Origin of the sequence: Erwinia piriflorinigrans CFBP 5888, assembly GCF_001050515.1 — a bacterium.
GTDB lineage: Bacteria > Pseudomonadota > Gammaproteobacteria > Enterobacterales > Enterobacteriaceae > Erwinia > Erwinia piriflorinigrans.
Window position 1 is genome coordinate 715705 of record NZ_CAHS01000015.1, and the last position, 23131, is coordinate 738835.

22 protein-coding genes, 1 tRNA gene and 3 pseudogenes are annotated in these 23131 nt (G+C 52.4%); 19 read left to right on the top strand and 7 right to left on the bottom strand.

The genetic code is table 11. The features are described 5' to 3' along the window. Positions 1 to 118 precede the first annotated feature (118 nt). On the top strand, positions 119 to 1873 hold the full coding sequence (gene radD, locus EPIR_RS11395) for a DNA repair helicase RadD (protein ID WP_023655554.1): 1755 nt from the start codon (positions 119 to 121) through the stop codon (positions 1871 to 1873). Positions 1874 to 1999: 126 nt separating this feature from the next. Continuing rightward, on the top strand, positions 2000 to 2284 hold the full coding sequence (gene rplY, locus EPIR_RS11400) for a 50S ribosomal protein L25 (protein ID WP_004170278.1): 285 nt from the start codon (positions 2000 to 2002) through the stop codon (positions 2282 to 2284). Positions 2285 to 2379: 95 nt separating this feature from the next. Here the strand turns inward: rplY and yejK are convergent, their stop codons facing one another. Beyond that, entirely contained in the window at positions 2380 to 3384 is a 1005-nt protein-coding gene (gene yejK / locus EPIR_RS11405) for a nucleoid-associated protein YejK (protein WP_023655555.1), read from the bottom strand. A gap of 167 nt (positions 3385 to 3551) precedes the next feature. Here yejK and EPIR_RS11410 point away from each other — a divergent pair, with 167 nt between their 5' ends. From EPIR_RS11410 to EPIR_RS19290, 4 genes and pseudogenes are all read left to right on the top strand, one after another. Continuing rightward, on the top strand, positions 3552 to 3779 hold the full coding sequence (locus EPIR_RS11410; protein ID WP_012440998.1) for a YejL family protein: 228 nt from the start codon (positions 3552 to 3554) through the stop codon (positions 3777 to 3779). Between the two features lie 21 nt (positions 3780 to 3800). Further along, positions 3801 to 5549: an LPS biosynthesis-modulating metalloenzyme YejM gene (yejM, locus tag EPIR_RS11415; RefSeq protein ID WP_023655556.1), complete on the top strand. Its 1749-nt coding sequence runs from the start codon at positions 3801 to 3803 to the stop codon at positions 5547 to 5549. A 75-nt stretch (positions 5550 to 5624) separates the two neighbouring features. Continuing rightward, positions 5625 to 5701, top strand: a tRNA-Pro gene (locus tag EPIR_RS11420). Beyond that, positions 5657 to 5741, top strand: a pseudogene (locus EPIR_RS19290) (hypothetical protein); the annotation flags it as partial. The gene EPIR_RS11420 and the pseudogene EPIR_RS19290, both read left to right, overlap by 45 nt. Positions 5742 to 6034: 293 nt before the next feature. Here the strand turns inward: EPIR_RS19290 and EPIR_RS18735 are convergent. Continuing rightward, positions 6035 to 6193, bottom strand: a pseudogene (locus EPIR_RS18735) (IS3 family transposase); the annotation flags it as partial. 529 nt (positions 6194 to 6722) lie between these two features. On the opposite strand from EPIR_RS18735, the gene EPIR_RS11430 reads away from it, so the two are divergent. The 4 genes from EPIR_RS11430 (at position 6723) to EPIR_RS11445 (ending at position 10780) form a co-directional block, all read left to right on the top strand. Further along, positions 6723 to 7370, top strand: coding sequence for a bifunctional 4-hydroxy-2-oxoglutarate aldolase/2-dehydro-3-deoxy-phosphogluconate aldolase (locus EPIR_RS11430; RefSeq protein ID WP_023655561.1), 648 nt, complete (start codon positions 6723 to 6725; stop codon positions 7368 to 7370). 183 nt (positions 7371 to 7553) lie between these two features. Further along, positions 7554 to 7760 (top strand): hypothetical protein, encoded by a 207-nt coding sequence (locus EPIR_RS11435; protein WP_048697398.1) that lies wholly within the window; start codon positions 7554 to 7556, stop codon positions 7758 to 7760. Between the two features lie 694 nt (positions 7761 to 8454). Further along, a complete protein-coding gene (locus tag EPIR_RS11440) occupies positions 8455 to 9930 on the top strand; it encodes a glucosyltransferase domain-containing protein (protein WP_023655564.1) in 1476 nt (491 codons plus the stop codon). Between the two features lie 121 nt (positions 9931 to 10051). Next, positions 10052 to 10780 carry a 4'-phosphopantetheinyl transferase family protein gene (locus EPIR_RS11445; protein WP_023655565.1) on the top strand — a complete coding sequence of 243 codons (729 nt, stop codon included), beginning with the start codon at positions 10052 to 10054 and terminating at the stop codon, positions 10778 to 10780. Position 10781: 1 nt separating this feature from the next. Here the strand turns inward: EPIR_RS11445 and EPIR_RS18900 are convergent, their stop codons facing one another. Further along, entirely contained in the window at positions 10782 to 10952 is a 171-nt protein-coding gene (locus EPIR_RS18900; protein ID WP_023655566.1) for a hypothetical protein, read from the bottom strand. 202 nt (positions 10953 to 11154) lie between these two features. On the opposite strand from EPIR_RS18900, the gene EPIR_RS11450 reads away from it, so the two are divergent. The 6 genes and pseudogenes from EPIR_RS11450 to EPIR_RS11475 all read left to right on the top strand — a co-directional run bounded on the left by EPIR_RS11450 (position 11155) and on the right by EPIR_RS11475 (position 16524). Further along, positions 11155 to 12156 carry an MsnO8 family LLM class oxidoreductase gene (locus EPIR_RS11450; protein ID WP_023655567.1) on the top strand — a complete coding sequence of 334 codons (1002 nt, stop codon included), beginning with the start codon at positions 11155 to 11157 and terminating at the stop codon, positions 12154 to 12156. A gap of 13 nt (positions 12157 to 12169) precedes the next feature. Further along, a complete protein-coding gene (locus EPIR_RS11455; protein ID WP_023655568.1) occupies positions 12170 to 13300 on the top strand; it encodes a M20 peptidase aminoacylase family protein in 1131 nt (376 codons plus the stop codon). A gap of 84 nt (positions 13301 to 13384) precedes the next feature. Further along, positions 13385 to 14299, top strand: a pseudogene (locus EPIR_RS11460) (ABC transporter substrate-binding protein); the annotation flags it as partial. Positions 14300 to 14316: 17 nt separating this feature from the next. Continuing rightward, positions 14317 to 14841: a GNAT family N-acetyltransferase gene (locus tag EPIR_RS11465; protein WP_023655570.1), complete on the top strand. Its 525-nt coding sequence runs from the start codon at positions 14317 to 14319 to the stop codon at positions 14839 to 14841. Then, the gene (locus EPIR_RS11470; RefSeq protein WP_023655571.1) at positions 14828 to 15727 is read left to right on the top strand and encodes an amino acid ABC transporter permease; all 900 of its coding nucleotides are present in this window, start codon (positions 14828 to 14830) and stop codon (positions 15725 to 15727) included. The genes EPIR_RS11465 and EPIR_RS11470 overlap by 14 nt, the downstream gene beginning before the upstream one ends. A gap of 2 nt (positions 15728 to 15729) precedes the next feature. Further along, positions 15730 to 16524 carry an amino acid ABC transporter ATP-binding protein gene (locus EPIR_RS11475; protein ID WP_023655572.1) on the top strand — a complete coding sequence of 265 codons (795 nt, stop codon included), beginning with the start codon at positions 15730 to 15732 and terminating at the stop codon, positions 16522 to 16524. Between the two features lie 37 nt (positions 16525 to 16561). On the opposite strand, the gene EPIR_RS11480 is transcribed toward EPIR_RS11475, so the two are convergent. The 3 genes from EPIR_RS11480 to apbE all read right to left on the bottom strand — a co-directional run bounded on the left by EPIR_RS11480 (position 16562) and on the right by apbE (position 20020). Further along, the gene (locus EPIR_RS11480; protein ID WP_023655573.1) at positions 16562 to 18217 is read right to left on the bottom strand and encodes a multidrug ABC transporter permease/ATP-binding protein; all 1656 of its coding nucleotides are present in this window, start codon (positions 18215 to 18217) and stop codon (positions 16562 to 16564) included. A gap of 95 nt (positions 18218 to 18312) precedes the next feature. After that, positions 18313 to 18954, bottom strand: coding sequence for a DNA oxidative demethylase AlkB (alkB, locus tag EPIR_RS11485; protein ID WP_023655574.1), 642 nt, complete (start codon positions 18952 to 18954; stop codon positions 18313 to 18315). 19 nt (positions 18955 to 18973) lie between these two features. Next, positions 18974 to 20020: an FAD:protein FMN transferase ApbE gene (gene apbE / locus EPIR_RS11490; RefSeq protein ID WP_048697404.1), complete on the bottom strand. Its 1047-nt coding sequence runs from the start codon at positions 20018 to 20020 to the stop codon at positions 18974 to 18976. Between apbE and EPIR_RS18905 the strand changes: the two genes are divergently transcribed. After that, on the top strand, positions 19952 to 20269 hold the full coding sequence (locus tag EPIR_RS18905; protein WP_167337185.1) for a hypothetical protein: 318 nt from the start codon (positions 19952 to 19954) through the stop codon (positions 20267 to 20269). The two genes, apbE and EPIR_RS18905, sit on opposite strands and share 69 nt — an antisense overlap. Before the next feature lie 184 nt (positions 20270 to 20453). After that, positions 20454 to 20609, top strand: coding sequence for a hypothetical protein (locus EPIR_RS18910; RefSeq protein ID WP_023655576.1), 156 nt, complete (start codon positions 20454 to 20456; stop codon positions 20607 to 20609). 81 nt (positions 20610 to 20690) lie between these two features. Here the strand turns inward: EPIR_RS18910 and ompC are convergent, their stop codons facing one another. After that, complete coding sequence (ompC, locus tag EPIR_RS11495) at positions 20691 to 21797, bottom strand: porin OmpC (protein ID WP_023655577.1); 1107 nt, start codon at positions 21795 to 21797, stop codon at positions 20691 to 20693. 964 nt (positions 21798 to 22761) lie between these two features. On the opposite strand from ompC, the gene EPIR_RS11500 reads away from it, so the two are divergent. Then, positions 22762 to 23130: a hypothetical protein gene (locus EPIR_RS11500; RefSeq protein ID WP_048697407.1), complete on the top strand. Its 369-nt coding sequence runs from the start codon at positions 22762 to 22764 to the stop codon at positions 23128 to 23130. Position 23131 lies beyond the last annotated feature (1 nt).

Consider the following 23131-nt stretch of genomic DNA (forward strand, 5'->3'; position numbering starts at 1 on the left):
CTCATCCTGAATGGAAACGGCATTATAGCCGCAGCATCCTGGAAGACCCTAGGGGAAAACGCACTTACTGGTGCTTTCATGGCATAATAAGCTATCGTTGGTTTTTTTTTGAGTATTCATGTCATTTACTCTACGCCCCTATCAGCAGGAAGCGGTGGATGCCACCATCAGCCACTTTCGCCGCTTCACCCAACCCGCCGTTATTGTTTTGCCCACCGGTGCGGGAAAAAGTCTGGTGATTGCCGAACTGGCGCGCGTCGCGCGTGGCCGCGTACTGGTACTGGCCCACGTCAAGGAGCTGGTGGCGCAGAACCATGCCAAATACCTCGCGTACGGGCTGGAGGCAGACATCTTCGCCGCTGGACTACAGCGCAAAGAGAGCCAGGCGAAAGTGGTTTTTGGCAGCGTGCAGTCGGTGGCGCGTAACCTTGAGCTGTTCAACTCATCGTTTTCATTGCTGATTGTCGATGAATGCCATCGCATCAGTGATTCAGACGACAGCCAGTATCAGCAAATTATCAGCAGGCTCCGCCAGCATAACCCTGCGCTACGCCTGCTAGGCCTGACCGCCACGCCTTACCGACTGGGCAAAGGCTGGATTTATCAATTTCACTATCACGGCATGGTGAGAGGCGCTGAAAACGCCCTGTTCCGCGACTGCATTTACGAACTGCCTCTGCGCTACATGATTAAACATGGCTTTCTGGTACCGCCAGAACGGCTGGATATGCCGGTGGTGCAGTACGATTTCAGCCGGTTACAGGCACAGGAAAACGGGCTGTTCAGTGAGGCCGATCTCAACCACGAGTTGAAACAGCAGCAGCGTATTACGCCACATATCATTCAGCAGATTGTTGAATTCGCGCAGCATCGTGAAGGCGTGATGATCTTCGCCGCAACGGTAGAGCATGCACGCGAGATCCTCGGCCTGCTACCGGGCAGTAAGGCGCTGATCTCTGCTGCCACGCCCGCCGCCGAGCGCGATGCGCTGATTAACGCCTTCAAAGCACGCGAACTGCTCTATATGGTCAACGTTGCGGTGCTGACCACCGGCTTTGATGCGCCGCACGTTGATCTGATCGCCATATTACGCCCTACCGAATCGGTCAGTCTGTATCAGCAGATTGTTGGACGTGGGCTGCGCCTGAGTCCGGGAAAAAGCGACTGCCTGATCCTCGACTACGCAGGTAATCCTCACGATTTGTTCACGCCGGAAGTGGGCGCACCTAAGGGCAAGAGCGATAACCAGCCGGTGCAGGTGTTTTGCCCCGGCTGCGGCTTTGCCAACACCTTCTGGGGTAAAACCACCCATGACGGCACCATACTTGAACATTTTGGCCGTCGCTGTCAGGGGGTATTGGAAGATGATGAGGGCCAGCGTGAACAGTGCGATTACCGTTTTCGCTTCAAAAACTGCCCACACTGCAACGCCGAGAATGACATTGCCGCACGCCGCTGTCGTGAGTGTAACGCCATCTTGGTTGACCCGGACGATATGCTGAAAGCGGCGCTGAAGCTGAAAGATGCGCTGGTGCTACGCTGCGCGGCAATGGTGCTGGAGAGCGGCAGTGACGAACATGGTGAATGGCTGAAGGCACGCTACTATGACGAGGACGCGACCGAAGTCAGCGAGCGCTTCCGCCTGAAAACCCCCGCGCAACGCACCGCATTTGAGCAGCTTTTCCTGCGCCCGCATCAGCGCGCGCCCGGTCTGCCGCTCGGCTGGAAAAACGCAGCGGATATCGTCGCACTCCAGCCGCTCCTGCGCCATCCCGACTTTATTGTCGCGCGCAAACAGCGTCATTTCTGGGCAGTGCGCGAAAAAGTCTTTGACTACCAGGGCCGTTACCGCCGGGCAAATGAGCTGCGCTAACGTTAATACGTTGCCCGCTGCGGCAAACATCGTTATAATGCCGCCCGCTTTTGCTATGCAAAAGCTGAACAATACTACCTGCTGCTGGGTCGCCTGTAGCAGGAATAAAACTTGAAGAGACTTAAAATGTTCACTATTAATGTTGAAACCCGTAAAGAGCAGGGCAAGGGTGCGAGCCGCCGCCTGCGTACAGCTAACAAATTCCCGGCTATCATCTATGGCGGGAACGAAGCAGCTGTTGCTATCGAACTGGACCACGACTCCGTAATGAACCTGCAATCTAAGCCTGGTTTCTACGAAGAAGTGCTGACTCTGGTTGTAGATGGTAAAGAAACCAAAGTAAAAGTGCAGGCTGTACAGCGTCATCCGTTCAAGCCAAAACTGCACCACATCGACTTCGTTCGCGCTTAATCGCCCGACCGTTACTGATGTGAAAAAACGCCGCTTAATGCGGCGTTTTTTTTGCGTCATATTCAGCGAGTCGGGCTTCGCCAGAGATACGTCACTTATTTCGCGCCGGTGCGGCGCTGTAACTGGTCGCGCAGATTTGGTGGAGTCCCCTTGATGGTTAAGGTATCCGTAGCCGGATCCCAGAAGATACGTTCGCCTAACAGCAGCGCGTCAAAGTTCAGCGTCAGACCGCCACCGCTGCCGGCGAATTTCGTCAGCTGGCGCAGCGTACTGCGATCTGCCGGGAAACTCTCTTCCAGCTCATAGCCCTGCTCCTGGGTAAACGCCTGAAAGGTTTTCTCGCCCAGCGGCGCCAGCTCGTTCGAAAGATCCTGCATTTCGATCTCTTCACCCGCCTGCAACTGCTCATTACAGTAGCTGTAAACCTGCTGACGGTAATCCTGCCGCTCATTTTTATCCAGGCTGGCTTGTGCACAGTAATCATCAACCGCCTGTAGCAGGCCACGGTTTTGCGCTTTCGTGTCCAGTCCTACGCTGGCACCGAGAAAATCCATAAAGAAATCGGCGACTTTGCGCCCTACGCGCCCGCGCAGGAAGGTCAGATAACGCGTCGAGTCCGGGTTGGTTTCCCATTCAGTCAGATCGATGCGCGCAACGATATCCGCATGGTTGATATCGAGATAATGCGTGCTGCTGATATCCAGCTCTTCGTTAACGCGCATACTGTTCTGGCTACTCAACACCGCAATCAACAAATACTCAACCGCCAGATAGCGATAATGACCAAACAGCACTACCCCGCCCTCGGCGAAGGGGTATTTTCCCAACTCGTCGCGTAAACGCGCGCTGGCAGCGCGGCTGAAAGCAAGGAAATCATCCTCACCTTTGCGGCAGTTGCGCAACGCATCGGCCAGCTCGCTCTCTTCATTGAACAGGCCATAGGCTTTGCTTTTGGCGCTGTAAACACGATGCAGCTCTTCCATCATCGCCGTGACGGTTGGGTTAGACGGCAGCAATGAGTCGCGCAGAACCAGCTCCAGCGATTGTTCATCGTGCTTAATCATCTGATGAAGGGCAATCTGATCGATATCCAGACTCATGGTAAACTCTCCTTTAGGCACAGGCGCGTATTCAAACACTGTGCGTCTTTACGATCAACTGCAACAACAGTGCGCGATTCATTCGTGGCTGATTACGATAAAAAAGCAGAAAAAAGCGCGCTCTTACGGTAAGATAGCGCCTTTTAAACCTTAGTAAAATTGACCTCATGGCACAATCATCCCGCTACAGCAACGAACGCGTGGAGAAGATCCTCGCAGAAATGGTTCAGGTCCTGGAGAAAAACCAGACCCCTACCGATCTTTCCCTGATGGTTCTGGGAAATATGGTGACCAACTTACTTAACACCAGCGTTGCGCCGGCTCAACGCCAGGCAATGGCGCGCTCGTTTGCCGACGCGCTACAGGCCTCGGTGCGCGATGACCCATCCCACTGATGAGATGATACTGATTCCATTATGGTAACTAACCAACAGCGCTACCGTGAAAAAGTCTCCCAGATGATCGGCTGGGGGCACTGGTTCGCCCTGTTTAATATCATCTTTGCCGTTATTCTGGGTAGTCGCTACCTGTTTATTTCAGACTGGCCAGCTTCGCTGGCCGGACGTATCTATTCCTTCAGCAGCTGGATCGGGCACTTCAGTTTTATCGTCTTTGCCGCCTATCTGCTGATCGTATTCCCCCTCACCTTCGTGGTGATGTCACAACGACTGCTGCGCTTCCTGTCAGCCATTATAGCCACGACAGGATTAACGCTTATTCTGGTCGACAGTGCTGTCTTCGACCGTTTTCACCTCCATCTTAATCCGGTGGTATGGGAACTGGTGGTTAACCCCGACCAGAGCGAGATGGCGCGCGACTGGCAGCTGATGTTTATCAGCGTGCCGGTTATTTTCCTCGTTGAGATGCTGTTTGCCACCTGGAGCTGGCAGAAGTTACGCAGCCTGAACCGCCGTAGCTTTGGCAAACCGCTAGCCGGACTGTTTATCAGCGCCTTCTTTGCCAGCCATCTGATGTATATCTGGGCGGATGCTAACTTCTACCGGCCAATTACCATGCAACGCTCCAATCTGCCCCTCTCCTACCCCATGACTGCCCGACGCTTCCTTGAGAAGCACGGTCTACTGGATGCGCAGGAATATCAGCGTCGGCTGGTACAACAGGGTAGCCCGGAGGCGCTGTCGGTTGCTTACCCGCTCAGTCCGCTTACCTTCAGCGATAGCGCCACACGTAACAATTTGTTGGTGATTACGGTTGATGGCCTTAATCAAAGCTCGATGACGCAAACCTTACCCAATTTGACGCGCTTTGCCGAAAGCAATGTACGCTTCAGCCAGCACTTTAGTGCCGGAACCAGCGATGATACCGGCTTGTTCGGTCTGTTTTACGGTATTTCGCCAAGCTATATGGACGGCGTTCTCTCTTCGCGCACGCCGTCGGCGCTGATTAATGCACTTGGGCAACGTGGCTATCAGTTTGGTCTGTTTGCCAGCGACGGATTTTCTTCTCCTCTCTATCGCCAGGCCCTGCTGTCAGATTTCTCACTGCCTGCGGGTCATATCCAGTCTAATGCGGCAACGACGCTTCAGTGGCAGCACTGGCTGAACGGGCATAATAACGAGGCCGCTCCCTGGTTCTCTTATCTGTCCCTGTCGACCTCCGACGCTAACGGTAAGGCACGGCAACCCGATGCACGCCGCTACCAGCGTGCTGCGGCTGACGTCGATGAGCAGATACAGAATGTGCTCAATACGCTGGAGCAAAAAGGCCTGCTGGCAAATACCGTGGTAGTGATTACGGCGCAGCATGGAGTGGTACTGGATGGTGATGCTCATGATGGCAATCGCGCGATGCTACAGGTTCCGCTGGTGGTGCACTGGCCAGCGACCCCGGCACAAACGGTGAGTAAACTCACTGACCATCAGGACATTATGACTACCCTGATGCAGCGCCTGTTGCATGTCAGTACATCAGCGGCTGACTACTCACAGGGCGAAGATTTGTTTGCCGCTCAACGCCATCGTAACTGGGTGACCAGCAGAACCAGTCAATTACTGATCACCACGCCAGAAGAGACGCTGGCGCTGGATAATAACGGCAACTATTCCGCGTGGGATTTGCAGGGCAATCTGCTGAAGGATCGTAAACCCCAACTCGCGCTGCTGCTACAGGTGTTAACAGACGAAAAGCGCTTTATCGCAAATTAGCTGTATAAATCTAAAGCAGTCAACGCGTTAGCGGCTTGCATTCCGCCTCTGGTTGAGTAAGATAGTGGCATCTGTCGGCACGTAGCGCAGCTTGGTAGCGCACCGTCATGGGGTGTCGGGGGTCGGAGGTTCAAATCCTCTCGTGCCGACCAAAAAATCCCTTAAAAACCAACCCTTAGCGGTTGGTTTTTTTATGTCTGGGATTTGGGTGATGTGAAATGACTGTGTAAAAGCAGAGGATTTTTCGCCGCGTATCTCGTGTATCGCGTTGCTGACAAGCTGCATGGTGGTGTCTGAATACTGGATCAAACTGTCGGACAAAATAAGACTGTTTTAGTCGGAGCCTATTTTATACGGCATTAGTATAAAATTATGCGAATCTGATACTTCACGCGGCCTGTCCATCATCCTGTGTAACTGCTAAAGAATTAAAGGCGGTTGCTCATGCGGTCGGCGGAACCGATGATAAAACGATTTATTGCATGCCGCCAATTTCGGATCGGCATACTGTTTGAGTCGTACGGGCTGAGTTCACGGGCAGCGGCAGCGGCACTAATCCGCTCTGCCAGTTTCAGAGCTTCATACCGAAATTCAGGCATATGCTGCTTGTGGGGCTTCTTGCTAATTGATGCTGATTTTGTGATATGAGTCACTTCTGGCCGAGAGTTTACTTAGTTAGCCGCATGTCCACTAATCGCGGTTAATATCACACTTCTGTTCAGGTAGCCATATTTACTGTGTCACTACACTCACTCACTTCATCCTGAAACCTCACCCTCATAAGGGCATCCTTAAGATAAAACTGCGAGAGTGATGTAGCCACATCCACTAACTGACTGGCCTCAAGGCTTCCCATTGTCAGAAAGTAATTTGAATGTCTGTTCCTGTCCCAGTAGTTGTCCATAATGATTCCATTTTAGGAACGTTTATCTTGCTCAATATCGTTAATTTTTATATTAACCTGAGCATAGAAATGAAATAAATCATCGTTATCAAAACAAACCGATAACATGGAGTACCCATGCGCCGGGTATATCGCTGCCCGCCTGCGGGGCTATACGGTTATCGCCTCGGCCCAACAGGGTCATCGCCTGGCAAGCCGGGTTATCCAATATCCGGGGGCGATTGTTCCCTTAACCGCTATGCCTGAATAACCACCTTGCAAGGAATATCATGAACAATTCTCAATTGAGCGCACTACAGGTTTTACAAACGGGCCCGGTGATCCCTGTTTTGGTGATTGATAATGCCGAGCAGGCCGTCCCTTTAGCAAGGGCGCTTCTGCAAGGTGGCGTGCGTGTACTGGAAGTGACCCTGCGGACGGCATGTGCACTGGAAGCCATATCCAGGATAGCGAAAGAAGTCCCGGAAGCGATGATCGGGGCCGGGACGGTGACGAATATTCAGCAGTTCAATGAAGCCGAAGCGGCAGGCGCAAAATTCATTATCAGTCCGGGCCTGACCGACTCGCTGCTGAACTACGCCAGTGGTTCTGATGTTCCCTTCATCCCCGGGATCAGTACCGTTTCAGAGCTGATGATGGGCAAAGATGCCGGGCTTAACGAATTCAAATTTTTCCCGGCCGAGGCGAATGGTGGCACACAGGCGCTTAAAGCGCTGGCTTCCCCGTTTCCCTCCGTCAGATTTTGCCCGACCGGCGGCATCACGCCGCAAAACGCCGGTCATTATCTGGCGCTGCCTAATGTCGTTTGCGTCGGGGGATCATGGCTGGCGACTGCGCAAGATCTGCGCGAAAATAATTATCAACGGATTACCGCACTTGCCGGGGCCACGACGGAGTTAGCTATCAGCCAGGCTTAGCCTATGTCATGCCGTCCGTGAACAAAGGTGAATACCCCAGCGACGTCACCGGCATATCAGACCAATGACTGCCCCCTTACGGAGGGGCAGTTGTTTCACACTATCCTCTGCCACTAATCTGTCATACCACTATCATACGCAACGACTATGCTTTGTCGGCTACCTCAATATGGAACCCTCCCAATGGCAGTCATCAAAGCTAAAAACTTAAAAGATGCGCAAGAACTGCTTTCTTCAGGTATCAACAAAGTGGCGCTGGCTTATGATATCAACAGCGACGACTTCTTTCGTCTTGCCTGCCAATGGTGCCAGCGTGGGGCAACCATCTCTAAGAGCGATCGACATTTTGTCGTGTCGTTGAAGGGTTTCACCATCCCACCCAATGACTGAAATCAAGCGTTTTTTTTGATCTCTGTCCGCTAACCTGCTTAACCGTTTCTCTTTTCATTACGGACGATCGGCTATGTCCGTTACGACAATCCTCTGCTGCTGCCGTTGATGACTCACGCCGGGCTACAAGCCCGAGGCGCATCCGGCCGTTCTACATTTTGATGCAGGGTAGATGCCAATGACGCGCAAAGTCAGCCGTTCAATGCAATGTAATAATCTTTATATACTGATTTAATCAGAAGTGTGAAAATTGATATGCGGCGTAATGGTCTCACCTTGATATTCGTCAGTCATCGAGTTATTGATGGAAAACGTCCGGCTGGCAAAATACTCCGCTTTCCATGCTCAATTGAGCAACATTAAATGGCCATTGGGATCTACACCAAAAGTGACGAGAATAAAAAATTTGAATTGACGAAAACTTCAAAAATCGACATCACTCCTTATTATTGCCTTCGGGATATTTCTGACAATAACAGGTAGATATATAACCTTTGGGTACTGTTTGTGGTTTCTGCGCTGACAGCTGGCATAGATCGGTTACGGGTGTTCTGAAACCAGGACACCTGCTATAATAATCACATAATTTACTTAGATAAATTATGCCCACTATTGAAAACTCTCAAATTAGCAAGTAAAGCAGGTGAATATTTAAGAAATGGAAAAAGTCAAGTCAAAAAACAGGGTATTTACTATGTTAAAGATAAACTTTGAGAGAAGGGATTATTATATTATTTCCCTCTCATTAATTGCGGTTTTACTATACTGCCTACCAATAGTTATGCTTGACAGGCCATACATAGATGATTTGGGGAGGATGCTTTACGGGTCCAGTGGGTGGAGTGCAAATGGTCGGCCTTTAGCTGATGCTATTATGTTGTTTATGAGTTTTGGTGGTGTGTTATTAGACATATCTCCATTAAATCAAATAATCAGTATACTTATGTTGCTAGCCGTACTTTTTTGTTACTCAAGGAAAAACTTAAATAGTTTATCACCCGTAGCAGTATCGTGCTGTGTTTTCTTTTTTATTGCTAGCCCTTTTTATATTGAAAACCTTTCTTATAAATTTGACTCACTCCCCATGTCCGTGAGTCTTGCTGCGTTGATCGTACCTTTTTGTCTTAATACAAGAAGTAACTCAACGATACTTATTTCAATAATATTGATTGTTTGTTCTCTTTCTCTTTACCAAGCCTCAATAGGCTTGTTTATGATCCTAACAGTTTTTGAGATTGTGAAAAAAAAAGCGAGAGCAGGTAATGGCGAAGTCTTATTATTGTTATTGCAGCGAGCAATATCTCTATTACTAGGTTTCTTTTTATATAAAAAATTCGTATCATCACGATTTGTAAATGGTGAGTATAATATAACTCACTCTGAAACATTGTCTTTGACCAGAGAATCATTAACGATATTCAAGTCGAACTTTGAAAATATCTTATGGTACTTTGAATCATTTATTGCCAGCATGCCGAAACTGATATGGATTGCTTACTCCGTCATATCTTTTGTGACCATAGCTAAACTCATTCACTCTCAAGTGACTGATGGAATTAAAAAAAACCTCTTGGCAATAATAATCGTAGCTCTTTCACCCATTCTAGTTTTCACTTTCTCTTTCATTCATTTATTGATGTTAAAACAGCCAGTTTTTTCGCCCAGAGTCTTAATATCATTCGGCGGCACCATGTTTTTTATGGCATTTTTAACTTTCAGTTCAATAAAAAACAAAATAGTCCAGAGCATTTTAGCGCTTCCGATGATATGGCTGTGTTTATGTTATAGCTACTCATTTTCAAATTCGTCATCAGCTCAACAAATGACAGACACTCTTATTTCATCTTCAATCTACTCAGATGTCGCTCACTATAATAAAGAATTTGAACTCGTTAACATTATAGGGAGGATGCCAGAATCAAAACAATCAGTTCTTGCTCAAAGTAAACTTCCATTACTATCGAGACTTATTCCTGTTTATCTGAATTACGACTGGCTTTGGGGTGCAGAACTTCTAAATCATTACGGTCTGAATCTGAAATATAACTTCATTGAAGGTGACAGAGTTTCTCAACTGTGCGGCAGCAAGCCATTCTCTTCGACTAAAGATTACAACCTGTACGACATCAATAATACATTGGTTATAAAGTTCAGTAATATTAAATGCTGATTTAATCGTAGTAAAAAGTTGAGTGGGAAACCGCTCAGCTTTTTAGAGTTCCTACATCCGTTTTGACACGATGCCCGCTAACCTGCTTAACTATTTCTCTTTTCATCGCCGGTAAGTCGCTATGTCCGTCCCGATTATTCCTTTGCTGCCGCCGTTTATCACTTATGCCTCCCTGCAACCGCTTGATGGCTACCCGTCCGTAAAACTGCTCGATGTGCGTTTTGATGCCGAGCATTTCACGCCGTCGCTATTCAGTACGCTTGAGATCCCCATGCCTGTGCATCTGGACCGCGCGGTCAGTAAGCGCCGAGCGGAATATCTGGCCAGCCGTTACAGCCTGCAACAGGCGTTGGCCAGCTTTGGCATTGACGGTTTTGTGCTGGGTAATGCTGCGGATCGCGCACCCATCTGGCCACAGGGAATAAGCGGCTCACTGTCACACACCCAGCAGCAGGTATGCGCTTTGCTGACGCGCGATCGCCATCTGCTGCTGGGAATTGACTGTGAACAAATGATGGCGCAGTCAGTCGCCAATGAAACGCAAACTATGCTGATTAATCAGCAAGAAAGAGAGCGGCTGGAGCAATGCTCGATACCGTTTAATACCGCACTGACGATAGTTTTTTCCTTAAAGGAGAGTCTGTACAAGGCGCTCTATCCGCACCTGAAGCAGTTTATGGATTTCAGTGCGGCTGAAGTGGTGGATTGCAGTGGCGATATGCGGCAGGTCAGCCTACGTTTAACGCAGACGTTTTCCGCTGAAATGCAGGCTGGCAGGGTGTTTGCAGGCAGGGCCGTGCTGCAATCCGACCGGGTTTTGACCTGGGTCGTCGAACCGCAGCCGCGCTGAATCAGTGGGTTTCATCCTCAACACGTGGGTCGTTGACCCATAGCTGTTGCAAATCTCCGCCGTATAGCTCCGCCATTGGTATCAGCGCCTCGACGATGCGACAGCTGTCCAGAGTCGCCATGCCAGAAGGTGCCTGAAAATAACGCATAAAGTGCAGCCAAATACCGTTCATCCGTGTGCTCCTCTGTAGAGTGAACCTCCAGTTAACCCGAATTCTCCCCCCGGATGAAATACGCATTTTGCACAGCCTTTGCCGCTTTCTGGCAATAGCGCACAATCCCATTTAGCGACTGATTTAAGCCGGATATGTTGTTTTACAGCCGTAGCTCCCGCCGCCAATAATTGCCAGCATCTGAACCTGTTAAGGAGACATGATGGCCTACCGATTGAGCTTGCTGGATAAAAGCCCGCTGGCTGAGGGCGAAGACGCGGCGGCGGCGCTGGCACGAACGCTGACGCTGGCGCAACGGGCAGAGGAGCAGGGATATCACCGCTTCTGGCTGGCTGAACATCACAACAGTCCGGCGCTGGCCAGCCCGTCACCTGAGGTGTTAATCGCCTGGATTCTGGCGCATACACGCCGCATCCGCGTTGGCTCCGGCGGCGTGATGTTACAGCACTACAGTCCCTATAAAGTGGCCGAAAACTTCAATCTGCTGGCCGCGCTGGCCCCAGGCCGTGTTGATCTTGGCGTTGGCAAAGCACCCGGCGGCCTGCCGCTGTCGACAAAGGCGTTACAGGCTGGCGTCCACGCGGAGGAAAAAGGCGATTTTGCCAGCCAGCTGGCGGCGTTGGGCGGCTGGCTTAATCCCGCGCCGTCGACTGAACAGCGTGAAGATCGGCTACTGGCAACGCCACTTCCCCCCCTTCCCGCCAGCCGTTTTCTGCTCGGTGCCAGCGAAGCGAGCGCCCGCCTGGCGGCAGATCATGGCTGGCAGTTTGTCTTTGCCGCACATATTAACGGTGACAGGCAGGAGATGGCGCGAGCGTTGGATCTCTTTCGCTCTCACAGCGGTGGTCAGAGTGCGCTGCTGGCCGTACAGGTGATTGTCGCTGATACGGCGGAACAGGCGGCACTGCTGGCAGCGGATTTGCAGCACTATCGCGTGCACATCGCTCATGACCAAAGCGTTACCGTCGGTAGCCTCGCCCAGGCAGAGGCTTATGTCCGCCAGTCTGATGCCACTGAGTATCGCATTGAACCGCGCGAGGCCACCGTGCTGAAAGGGACTGCCGTACAGGTACATGACGAGCTGGAGCGGCTTCACCAACGCTTTGGCGTGGAGGAATTCATCATCGATACGCCAATCGCCAGCGGCACGCCGCGTCTTAAATCCTTGCAGTTACTGGCCAACCGTCTGCGCGTCGCCGCGTAAGGAGTCCATCACCATGAGCCATTCTCTTGAACAGCAGCTGATTGCCTGGCGTCGTGAACTGCATCAGTTTCCCGAGCTGTCCCATCAGGAATTTGCTACCACCGCACGTATCAAAAGCTGGCTGAATGAAGCCGACATCACCCCACTGCCCTGGGATCTCACCACCGGCGTGGTGGCCGAGATCGGTCAGGGTGAACCCCTTATCGCTCTGCGTGCGGATATCGATGCCCTGCCGATTGAGGAAGTGGCTGCGGTGGCGTTCCGCTCGCAGCATCAGGGGGTGATGCATGCCTGCGGTCATGACCTGCATACATCGGTGATGCTTGGCGCGGCGCGGTTGTTGAAAGCACGTGAGAAAACCTTGCCTGGGCGCGTTCGTCTGCTGTTTCAACCGGCAGAAGAGCGCTTCGGCGGGGCCAAAACCCTGATCGAGGCAGGCGCTCTCAAGGACGTTAGCGCCATTTTCGGCATGCATAACGCCCCGGAGCTTCCCGTGGGCACTTTTGCCACACGCGGCGGCCCGTTCTATGCCAACGTCGACCGTTTTGCTATTGAGGTCATCGGCAAAGGCGCACACGCCGCACGTCCACAGGAAGGCATTGATGCCATTGTTATCGCCAGCCAGATTGTTGGCGCACTTCAGACGTTAGTCAGCCGCAGCTACAGCCCGCTGGAAACGGTAGTGGTCAGCGTCACGCGTATTGAAGGTGGCAATACCTGGAACGTGCTGCCGCAAAAGGTGCTGCTGGAAGGGACGGTGCGCACCTATAACACAGAGATCCGCAGCGAGCTGCCGCAGCGTCTGCGTCAACTGATAACGGGCATCGCCAGCGGCCTGGGTGCGCGCGCTGAGCTGAGCTGGCATCCCGGCCCGCCTGCCCTGATCAACAGCGAACGCTGGGCAGAGTTCAGCAAGGGGGTGGCAGCACGCCAGGACTATGAGGTTCAGCACGCCGAGCTGCAAATGGGGGGCGAGGATTTTGCATTTTATCTGCATCACACCCCGGGCGCCTTCGTCAGCATCGGCAGCGCCAGCGAGTTTGGGCTGCACCATCCCGGATTTAACCCGGATGAAGCCCTGCTCTACCCGGCAGCGCACTATTTCAGCCAGCTGGCGGAAGCCGCACTGCACGATATCGCCTGACGGACAGCACCGCTGCCCTGCTCATTTGCCTGTTCACTTATCTCAGCGTAGGTCACTATGAAAAAATCATCGCCATTACTCGCCCTGCTGGCCACCTCATTGTTGATCGCAACAATGGCAAACGCAGAGACCGTGAAGATAAACGGCACCGGCATCAGCGTGGAGGCCAACAGCGCCCCCGTTCACGCCCCGCTCAACCCACAGGCCGTGGCCCTGCTGCCAAAAAACCTCAATCTGGCGGTGCCGGGTAAATTTACCGTCGCCGTTGCCGCCCTTAACTCCCCACCGCTGACGCTATTTTCCGATGACAACAAAACCCTGCTGGGCAGCGAAGTCGATATTGCCCGTCTGGTGGCAGACAGCCTTGGCCTGCAATTGAACGTAGTGCCGACTTCATGGGAAGACTGGCCGCTTGGCGTCAGTTCCGGTAAATATGACGCGGCCATCACCAACGTCACGGTGACTAAAGCGCGCAAAGAGAAATTCGACTTCGCCACCTATCGCCGTGACTCCCTCGGTTTCTACGTCAAGTCTGACAGCAAGATCGCCGCGATAGCCAAAGCTGAAGATATAGCCGGCCTGCGGATTATTGTCGGTTCCGGCACTAATCAGGAAGCAATCCTGCTGGCGTGGGATGAGCAAAATCAGAAGAAAGGGCTGAAGCCGTTTATTCCCAGTTACGTTAAAGACGATGCTGCGCAAACGCTGGCGCTACAGTCCGGCCGCGCCGATGCCTATTTTGGCCCCAACGTGATTGGTGCCTGGAAAGCGGCACTGACCGGCAAGACTAAGCGGGTAGGCACCGTGGACGGAGGCTGGCCAAAGGCGGCACATATTGCCGTGACGCTGAAGAAAGACAGCGGGCTAGTGACGGCGGTTAACGCCGCGCTGAACGGTGTGATGAAAGGAGGCGAATACGATACGGTGCTAAACCGCTGGGGGGAAGGCATTGAGCGCCTCGATCATTCTGAAATTAACCCGGCCGGGCTGGGCGATTGATGGAGACGGAGATAGATATGAGCCAGGAAAATTTCCGCCAGCTCTCCCCGGAAGCGCCTGAGCTGGAGCCGATTATTGCCGGGCTGTTTGGCGAATACAGCGCGCGCTATGGCGACTTCTTCGCACGGGATGCTGAAATTGAACTGACCGAATGGTATTTGCCGCCACAGGGGATGTTTGTGGTGCTGGAACGGGACGGAGAAATTATTGCAATGGGCGCTTACAAGGCATTTGATGCACAGACCGCAGAGCTGAAACGGATCTGGACGCGCAGCGACCTGCGCAGACAGGGGCTGGCGCAGAAGGTGCTGGTGGAGCTGGAACAGCGGGCGCAACGCGCTGGCTATCGCCATATCTACCTGACCACCGGCTTCCGCCAGCCGGAAGCGGTACGATTATATCTGTCATACGGCTATCAGCCCCAGTTCGACACCGCGCGCGATACGGAAGAGTACAGCAAGCCGCCGTTCGATGGTCGTCTGCGCTTTACGAAATCGCTGTATCAAACCGTCACGACCGGAGCCGCCAATGAAACCCAATGAAACCTTGCGCGTGGTGCCCGCACGCTACCCGCTGCGGCTGGTCGGTGCGGCCATCGCGCTATTTATTCTTGCCGCCGTGGTGCAGTCGGTCGCGTTTAACCCACGCTGGGAGTGGTCGGTATTTACCCACTGGTTCTTTGCGCCAGCTATCCTGTCCGGGCTGGGCCAGACCCTGCTGCTGACGCTGATAGCCAGCGTGCTTAGCGTGTTGCTTGGCGTGATACTGGCACTGGCCCGACTCTCTCCGTCGTGGCTGCTGTCCGGACTGGCGTTCAGCTATATCTGGCTGTTTCGCTCGCTGCCGCTGATCGTGGTGCTGATTATTCTCTACAACTTCTCTTATCTCTACGATCGGCTGTCACTGGGCATTCCCTTTACCCCGTTAACCCTGGCGACCTTTAACACCATCGACGTACTCGGTCAGTTCAGCACCGCCGTCACAGGGCTGACGCTGGTGCAGGCGGCCTACACCGCCGAGATCGTGCGGGGTGGCATCACTGGGGTCGATCACGGACAGTTTGAAGCCGCCGCCGCCCTCGGACTGCCGTCATCGCGCCGCATCCTGCGTATTATCCTGCCACAGGCGCTACGCGCAATTATTCCCAGTGCTTTTAACGAAATTATCAGTCTGGCAAAAGGTACCGCAATGGTATACGTGCTGGCGATGCCGGAACTGTTTTACACCATCCAGATGGTTTACAACCGCACACAACAGGTGATCCCGCTGCTGATGGTCGCCGCCATCTGGTATTTGCTGATCACTACCCTGCTGTCCGTGATTCAGCACTATGTCGAACGCTGGCTTGCGCGGGGCACCACGCGTCAATCCGGCAGTCAACGGTCTGTTTCACCACAGCGTGGTGCCATCACCCCAATCAGGAGCTAATCATGTCTGAAGCTATCGATCTGAACCGTGCACCACTACCCGGCCATATTTCGATTACCGGCGTGAGCAAAAGCTACGGTCGTTTTAAGGCGCTGGATAATGTTTCACTGGAGGTAGCGCCCGGTTCAGTCACGGTGATCCTCGGCCCATCGGGTTCGGGGAAATCTACGCTGCTGCGCGCCATTAATCATCTGGAGCGCGTTGATCAGGGCCTTATTCGTATTGACGGTGATTACATTGGTTACCGCCTCAAAGGGGATAAACTTTACGAGTTGAAAGAGAAAGCGATTCTTAAACAGCGCGCCGATGTGGGATATGTCTTTCAAAACTTCAATCTGTTTCCCCACCTGACGGTACTGGAAAATATCATTGAAGCACCGCTGGCACACCGGCGCATGACGCGTGCCGCCGCCGAGGCGCGTGCAGGGCAGCTGCTGGAATCGGTCGGATTAGGCCATAAGGCCCATGCCTGGCCGCGCCATCTGTCCGGCGGGCAGCAGCAGCGTGTGGCTATTGCCCGTGCGCTGGCGCTTAATCCTAAGGTTATCCTGTTTGATGAGCCGACTTCAGCGCTCGATCCGGAGCTGGTTGGGGAAGTGTTGGATAGCATCAGGCAGCTGGCACGTTCAGGTACGACGCTGGTGGTGGTGACGCACGAAATAGGGTTCGCCCGCGAAGTGGCCGACCGGGTAGTATTTATGGTTGAAGGTCAAATCGTTGAACAGGGCAGCGCGCGCAAGGTATTGAACGATCCGCAGCATCCGCGTACCCGCCGTTTTCTCGCCAAAGTCCTGTAAGAAATAGCTACCCGGGGGACAATCCCCCGGAACCGCCTCATTTACCGGCCGTCTCGGTACGTTGCACCGCATCCAGCGTCGCCTGCTCACGCTCAATGCCGGTCAATTCAGTCAGAACCCCGGCCCGCATCTCCAGCAGCCGATCGGCATGCAGAAAATAGTGGTCGTCATGGCTGATGGCAAAGACCGTTTTGCCCATCTCGCGTAGCCACGGCAGCAGCTCGCGGTAGAAGATGCGCCGAAAATGCGGGTCCTGATCCGCTGCCCACTCATCCAGCAGCAGAATATCGCGCTGGCCGGCGATAGCCAGCAGCAGCGCCAGCCGCTTGGTCTGACCTTTGGATAAATTGAGGTTCAGGACGCGGTTGCCCTCCAGTTCAATTTTATTCTGCATGTGCAGGCGTTCCAGCCAGCTCCGCACCAGCACCGGATCGGCGGGCTGTCCGTCATCGTCGGTCAGGCGGTCAAACAGATGCACGTCGGTGAAAACCGCCGAAAACAGCCGACGATAGCTATCCATTGATGAGTGATGCACGACCTGCCCATCAAGCAGGATGTCACCAGATACCGGCTGATAAAGCCCGGTAAGCAGCATCGCCAGCGTCGACTTGCCGCTGCCGTTGCCGCCAATCAGAAACACCAGTTCGCCGCGATTTAGCGTCATGTTAATCGGCCCGACCTTAAAACCGTCCTCACCGTAGTGAAACGACAAATTGCGCAGCTCCAGGGTTTGCCAGTTTTTCGCCGCAGCAGCCTGAGGGAAATCAGCCTTGTAATCAGCCAGCTTAAGCGTATTGAGTTTGTTAAACGCCACCTGGGCACTCAACAACGTGGGCAATGCCCCCACCGCCGACAGCATCGGGGTACGCAAAAAAAGCAGGGTCAGGGAGTAAGTGGCCGCCACGGCGGTATCCGCCCAGCCGAGACCGTTTGCCAGCCAGAAAGCCAACCCGATGGCCCCCAGCATCATGATGTTCGACCAGTTCACCGCGCTGAGATGAAAGGTGTCGGCGCGCACGATGTGATGACGGTACGTTTTCGCATCTTCACCATATACGTTGTCAAAGATCTGCTGCGCGCGCTGGCGATTCAGCGCCAGCTCTTTGCGCCCTTCAATGATGGTCTGGAAATCAGCATAAAGGCGATCTTCAGTATCGCGCAGCGTCGCCATATGCCGATAGACGCGTGCCACCAGCAGCCAGCCGCCGATAATCGTGAGCGCCACCCATATGGCAGTCACCATCAGCATTTTCGGTGACAGCCAGCCCAGATAAGCCGCCGAAGCAACGGTCAGGATAATTCCCTGAATCAGCTCGGGCAGGCGCACAAAGGCAAAAGTTATCGTGCGCACGTCGCTGGTCAGTGCCGCCAGCAGGCTGGCGCTGCCAATCTGTTCAATGCGCTCGATCCGGGTATCAAGGATGCGTTTAATAAATTCGCCACGCAGGCGATAGACAAAATGATGCCCGAGCAGAGTCAGGGCAAGCTGTGCGCCAAGCGTGACTGCCAGCAGCAGTAGCAGTAATCCGAGAAACTGCGGCAACACCATCAGTGAGGCATCAAGGGTAACGATCAGTTCGCGATTGATAAAGGCGATCAGGCCAATGCCGAGCGCGGCACTGAGCAGACTCAGCACGATGACCAGAATAAACGGCCAGCGATACTGTTTATAAACGATGTGAAGCAGATCCATCAGGACATTCCGGCAGGTAGGTAGCAACCCGCAGTGTAATTACAACTGACATGAGATCAATAACAATTCTCATCCGCGATCCCTGCCGCCGTGTGCTAGTGCGCACGGCGAAAAGTCAGATTGAAGCGAAATGCCCCGGTCAATGGATGAATTCCCGCTTTAAGCGGCAGAATACCGTGATAGCGCAGACGCGATGGCCCTCCCCACACCACCACATCGCCATGTTCTAACAGCACACGTTGTGTGGCATCGCCCCGTTCAAACCCGCCGAATAAAAATATCGCAGGCAGCCCAAGCGATACCGAGACAATCGGCTGACGCAGATCGCGCTCGTCTTTATCCTGATGCAGAGTGAGTTTCGCGCCGGGTTCATAGCGATTAATCAGGCAGGCATCAGGGTTAAAACCACTGAATCCCGCTTCGTGGGCGCATTCTTCCGCCAGCTGGCGAAATGTTTGCGGCATCGCTGGCCAGCGATGGTCGCTGGACTCATCCTGCACACTGTATTGGTAACCGCGTGAATCGGTAGACCAGCCCAAATCGCCGCAGTGGGTCATCGCCACCGACATACGATGTCCTCCCGGCGTGATACGGTGGTAAAACGGATTGCGGGCGGCAATCTGTTCGACCTGTGCCATCAGCTGCCGCGTGATATCGCGCGCACGGCGGCGCAGGATCAGCGCACCCTCTGCCAGCGGCTCCTGCCAGGGTTCGTCTTCCGCAAACAGATCGAGCATATTGACTCCTTAACTATCCTTACGGGGAAGTGGGCTGAATGAAGGCGGCAAACTGAGGCGACATCCAGCTGGTAAATGTATCACCCTGCTTATAAATCAGATAGACCGCCAGCTTTTCACGCAGCGCCAGCGCTTTGGCCTTTTCCGGGCCTAATACCATCAGCCCGGTATCCCAGCCGTCGGCCTCGAGTGCGGTAGTGGCGATCACTGTGGCAGAGACCAGATTATGCTGAATCGGCCGCCCTGTTACCGGGTCAATGACGTGAGAAATGCGTTTGCCGTCCAGTTCATAGTAGTTGCGATAGCTGCCGGAGGTGCTGATACCGTGTCCCTGTAAATCAACGATGGCCTGTACCGCATTTTCACGATCGGTGGGTTTCTGGATCGCAACCTGCCAGGCCTTGCCCTGCGCATTTTGCCCCCGAGTTAACACCGCGCCGCCGACCGAGACAAGATAGTGATTAACGCCTTCCTGCTCCATCAGCCGTGCAAGGTGGTCGGTGGCAAACCCCTCGCCTACGGTGGAGAGGTCAACGTACAGCTCCGGCAGATCCTTTTGCAGATATGACTGGCCTGCACGATTGACCACCTGCAAATGGGACAAACCGGTTATCTTGCGTGCGGCATCAATCTGCGGCTGTGTCGGGGTTTTCAGCGGCTGCTTATCCGGGCCGAATCCCCACAGATTCACCAGCGGTCCAATGGTAATATCCATTGCACCGCCGGTCTGCTGGCCGATACGCAACGACTGGGTAACGACATCGGCCATCTCCGCGCTGACGGGCTGTGGTTCGCTGCCACGATATTGATTAAAACGTGACAGAACCGAGTCACTTTTCCAGGTGGACAACTGATAATCGTCGTTATCAAGACGCTGCTGGATCGCATTTTGCAGCGTTTTTTGCCTTGCCGGATCGACTCCCGCCAGACTTACCCGCCAGATTGTTCCCATAGTGTGACCTTGCAACACCATTCCTTCAGATCCTGTCGGAAGCTGATGATCGTCACAGGCTGCCAGCAGGCAAACCACGATGAAACCTGTAAAGTACCGCCAAATATTGTTCATTTTTTATCTGCAACCTTGATTAAAAATTGGTACGAGCCGAGCTGTACCGGCGAAAAAAACGGGATCCAGCACCTTGATCTCCACTTATTTGCTCACCAGAATGGGGGACATGCAGAAGCACATTACAGGAGAGCCAAAATGATTTACTGCGCGTTGCTGACCATATTCGCGGCAGCGATTATCTTTGCGGGCTATAAGCATTACAAGCAGGCCCGTATGAAAAAGCTGCACGGCCCCTATCAGCGCTAGCGCCGGGCTGCTCTTATCGGCTGGCCCGGTATTAACGCCTTCCGGCACCACTTTGACGCATACTGCACCTGACTGACGCAATAATGTGCCACAAGTCACCTGACAATCCCCTCAATCAGCTCTTTTTTCACCTGGCACGTTTCATGCTTCTCTCCTGTTACAGTGATTAATGGGGGATTGAGCGATGTATGGTAAAAATCTGTTGAAAGCGAACCTGAAACGGCTGCGACTACTACGTTTCTCATCCTTTACGCTAGGCGGAGTCGGCCTTGAAGGTAGCTATTTATCGATGACGGCGCAAAAGCCTGCAAAAAAAACGGCGGGTGGTTTCCAGGCATAAGATAAAGAAAGGGTTTGATGACAAAACGCCCGCTGTAATGCAGCGGGCGTTTTGTCACTTCTACTGATGTATCAGCGCAGCTTAGAACTGATAAACCAGACCGGTTGCCACCACATTATCGGTATTGATACCGGCCGCTTCGGTGAAGTCATTTTTGTCCAGCAGGTTGATCTGGTAATCAACGTAGGCAGACATATTTTTGTTGAAGTAATACGTTGCACCCACGTCGACATACTGCTTCAGGTTCTGGGTTCCCCAGTTCTGAATATCAGTACCGCGCGAAGTGACGTAGGCCAGAGAAGGACGCAGGCCAAAGTCGAACTGGTACTGCGCTACCAGCTCCCAGTTTTGCGCTTTATCCGCAAAACCGTAGGCGGCCAGGTTATCGCTGCTGCCGAACCGCGTTGCGTTATAAGACTGGGTGTACATGGCAGCCAGGTAGATATTGTTTGCATCATATTTCAGACCACCGGAATAGGCTTCTGCTTTGTCACCCTGACCTAACAACGTCCCCCGGTTCTGGCTATCAGTCCGGTCGGATGAAAACATTGCCGCTCCTGCGCTGAAACCCGCCCCAAAATCGTAAGAGGCAGAAAGACCATAGCCGTCACCATTCTGCGCAACCGCACTGCGGTTACCGGCAGTTTCAGCGTTGCTATCATTCTTGCCCTGATACTGAATGGCAAAATTCAAGCCATCAACCAGACCAAAGAAATTGTTATTACGGTAGGTTGCCAGGCCGTTACCACGCTGGAACATATAGTTGTCAGCGCCATAGGTATCCCCACCAAACTCCGGCAGCACGTCAGTCCAGGCCCCGATGTCGTACAGCACGCCGTAATTACGTCCATAATCAAAGGAACCCGCATCGCCGAACTTCAGCCCGGCAAAACCAACACGCGTGAAGCTGTTAGCCGTACCCTGGGCTTCTGCCGTGTTTAACGCCGCCTGATACTCCCACTGGCCGTAACCGGTTAACTGGTCAGAAATCTGCGTTTCGCCTTTGAAACCCAGACGCATATACGACTGGTCACCGTCTGAATCAGAACTGTTGGAAAAATAGTGCAGACCATCCACTTTACCAAACAGGTCGAGCTTGTTTCCGTCTTTATTATAAATTTCAGCCGCACCCGCTGAGCCAGCGGCCAGTAGTGCCGGAACCATCAGGGAAAGAGCACGAAGTTTCATTTTAATACCTCTGAATTATTAGTTTTATATTGCCACCGCGTGCTAAACATCAAAATTAAGCACTTAGTGCTATAGTAAGGTGAGAAGGGTAATAATCCATCAGGAAAATGCTACTAATTTCCCAAAAGTGTTTCAGTGAAGCGACAATATATTTCCACATGTGTAGTTACAGGAAACCTCCGACTGGAATGCAAAAAACCAATTAAGGCACGCAATGATAAGAAATAATAAAAACCACTAAATTCATATTGTTAGTTAAACGTAAGATCATACGCACTGAATGATAAAAATCATTCCTAACTAAAAGGTATTATCCACACGCTATCATCATTTTTATTATTATCTTCATTTCACGGAATGAACCGCAAGACTTAGTATTCCCGCCAGGCATTATGCCTGGCGTTTTTTTGCCTGTTTATCGTTAAACAACGACAATTATCAACAACAGTCATTAAATTATGACAGGGAAAGCACTGATCTTTATTAAGACAGAAGCGGATGATATTTCGTCATGTGCGGATCATGAATTGCCTCCTGGCAAAGCCCGACAGCTTGACCAAAGATCGGGACTGACGTCGCTTTTACGCCGTTTAATGACACCATCACTCCCAGAGACTCACGGGATAATCCGGATATTATTGCTTCACCCCAAGCGGGAACTCGTCTGTGTAAGGCCTCTGCTCCCCGGAGCGCACCGTCCATCATCTTTTGAAATCATTAATGAAAAAAACTGTTTTTTATAAGTGACTTACAGAATATTACTGTCAATTTTATGTTAAGAAAACAGAGAGGAAATTTTATTTAAAGGAATATTCTGATAAACATTCAGGATTATTTAGGTTATTAAGCTCGAATATCTTGCAAAATTGCGCTAACCACTCTTCAACTTCGGGATTTACTTTATTAACTGGTCGTACTTGTGATAGAAGTTGGCACTGTTTACACGAAATGCAACAGGGATAACATGAGCAAAATGGACGTGCAGGTCTGCTTCATAGACTTACCGACAATCCGGCATGCAATTCGCACGGTGTTCCCCACCGTGGCTATTGGCATGGTCTCACGGAACACTCAGGGACTTTATGCCAAAAATCTTGCTCCGCAAAGTGCCACCCACCTTATCCCCATATGGTTGAATACGGCGAGGCGGCCGGAGAAGATATCGTCAGATTTCGTCATTTCGCACATTACAACCCCAGTAGATAAGGGTATTCTGAGTGCCCTGCTTTTGGCCGGATTTATCTCACTTTTTTCCAGCATCATCCTGGCGTACAGAGCCACGGCGAGGCTGCTTTCAGTTATGGCGACCTGCGCCCGGCTGTTTACAAGGTAAT

What these genes read in the sequence shown, in the direction of transcription:
- radD (WP_023655554.1), top strand. Translation starts at nt 119, where the DNA reads ATGTCATTTACTCTACGCCCCTATCAGCAGGAAGCGGTGGATGCCACC.
- rplY (WP_004170278.1), top strand. Translation starts at nt 2,000, where the DNA reads ATGTTCACTATTAATGTTGAAACCCGTAAAGAGCAGGGCAAGGGTGCG.
- yejK (WP_023655555.1), bottom strand. Translation starts at nt 3,384, where the DNA reads ATGAGTCTGGATATCGATCAGATTGCCCTTCATCAGATGATTAAGCAC.
- EPIR_RS11410 (WP_012440998.1), top strand. Translation starts at nt 3,552, where the DNA reads ATGGCACAATCATCCCGCTACAGCAACGAACGCGTGGAGAAGATCCTC.
- yejM (WP_023655556.1), top strand. Translation starts at nt 3,801, where the DNA reads ATGGTAACTAACCAACAGCGCTACCGTGAAAAAGTCTCCCAGATGATC.
- EPIR_RS11430 (WP_023655561.1), top strand. Translation starts at nt 6,723, where the DNA reads ATGAACAATTCTCAATTGAGCGCACTACAGGTTTTACAAACGGGCCCG.
- EPIR_RS11435 (WP_048697398.1), top strand. Translation starts at nt 7,554, where the DNA reads ATGGCAGTCATCAAAGCTAAAAACTTAAAAGATGCGCAAGAACTGCTT.
- EPIR_RS11440 (WP_023655564.1), top strand. Translation starts at nt 8,455, where the DNA reads ATGTTAAAGATAAACTTTGAGAGAAGGGATTATTATATTATTTCCCTC.
- EPIR_RS11445 (WP_023655565.1), top strand. Translation starts at nt 10,052, where the DNA reads ATGTCCGTCCCGATTATTCCTTTGCTGCCGCCGTTTATCACTTATGCC.
- EPIR_RS18900 (WP_023655566.1), bottom strand. Translation starts at nt 10,952, where the DNA reads ATGAACGGTATTTGGCTGCACTTTATGCGTTATTTTCAGGCACCTTCT.
- EPIR_RS11450 (WP_023655567.1), top strand. Translation starts at nt 11,155, where the DNA reads ATGGCCTACCGATTGAGCTTGCTGGATAAAAGCCCGCTGGCTGAGGGC.
- EPIR_RS11455 (WP_023655568.1), top strand. Translation starts at nt 12,170, where the DNA reads ATGAGCCATTCTCTTGAACAGCAGCTGATTGCCTGGCGTCGTGAACTG.
- EPIR_RS11465 (WP_023655570.1), top strand. Translation starts at nt 14,317, where the DNA reads ATGAGCCAGGAAAATTTCCGCCAGCTCTCCCCGGAAGCGCCTGAGCTG.
- EPIR_RS11470 (WP_023655571.1), top strand. Translation starts at nt 14,828, where the DNA reads ATGAAACCCAATGAAACCTTGCGCGTGGTGCCCGCACGCTACCCGCTG.
- EPIR_RS11475 (WP_023655572.1), top strand. Translation starts at nt 15,730, where the DNA reads ATGTCTGAAGCTATCGATCTGAACCGTGCACCACTACCCGGCCATATT.
- EPIR_RS11480 (WP_023655573.1), bottom strand. Translation starts at nt 18,217, where the DNA reads ATGGATCTGCTTCACATCGTTTATAAACAGTATCGCTGGCCGTTTATT.
- alkB (WP_023655574.1), bottom strand. Translation starts at nt 18,954, where the DNA reads ATGCTCGATCTGTTTGCGGAAGACGAACCCTGGCAGGAGCCGCTGGCA.
- EPIR_RS18905 (WP_167337185.1), top strand. Translation starts at nt 19,952, where the DNA reads ATGATCGTCACAGGCTGCCAGCAGGCAAACCACGATGAAACCTGTAAA.
- apbE (WP_048697404.1), bottom strand. Translation starts at nt 20,020, where the DNA reads ATGAACAATATTTGGCGGTACTTTACAGGTTTCATCGTGGTTTGCCTG.
- EPIR_RS18910 (WP_023655576.1), top strand. Translation starts at nt 20,454, where the DNA reads ATGTATGGTAAAAATCTGTTGAAAGCGAACCTGAAACGGCTGCGACTA.
- ompC (WP_023655577.1), bottom strand. Translation starts at nt 21,797, where the DNA reads ATGAAACTTCGTGCTCTTTCCCTGATGGTTCCGGCACTACTGGCCGCT.
- EPIR_RS11500 (WP_048697407.1), top strand. Translation starts at nt 22,762, where the DNA reads ATGAGCAAAATGGACGTGCAGGTCTGCTTCATAGACTTACCGACAATC.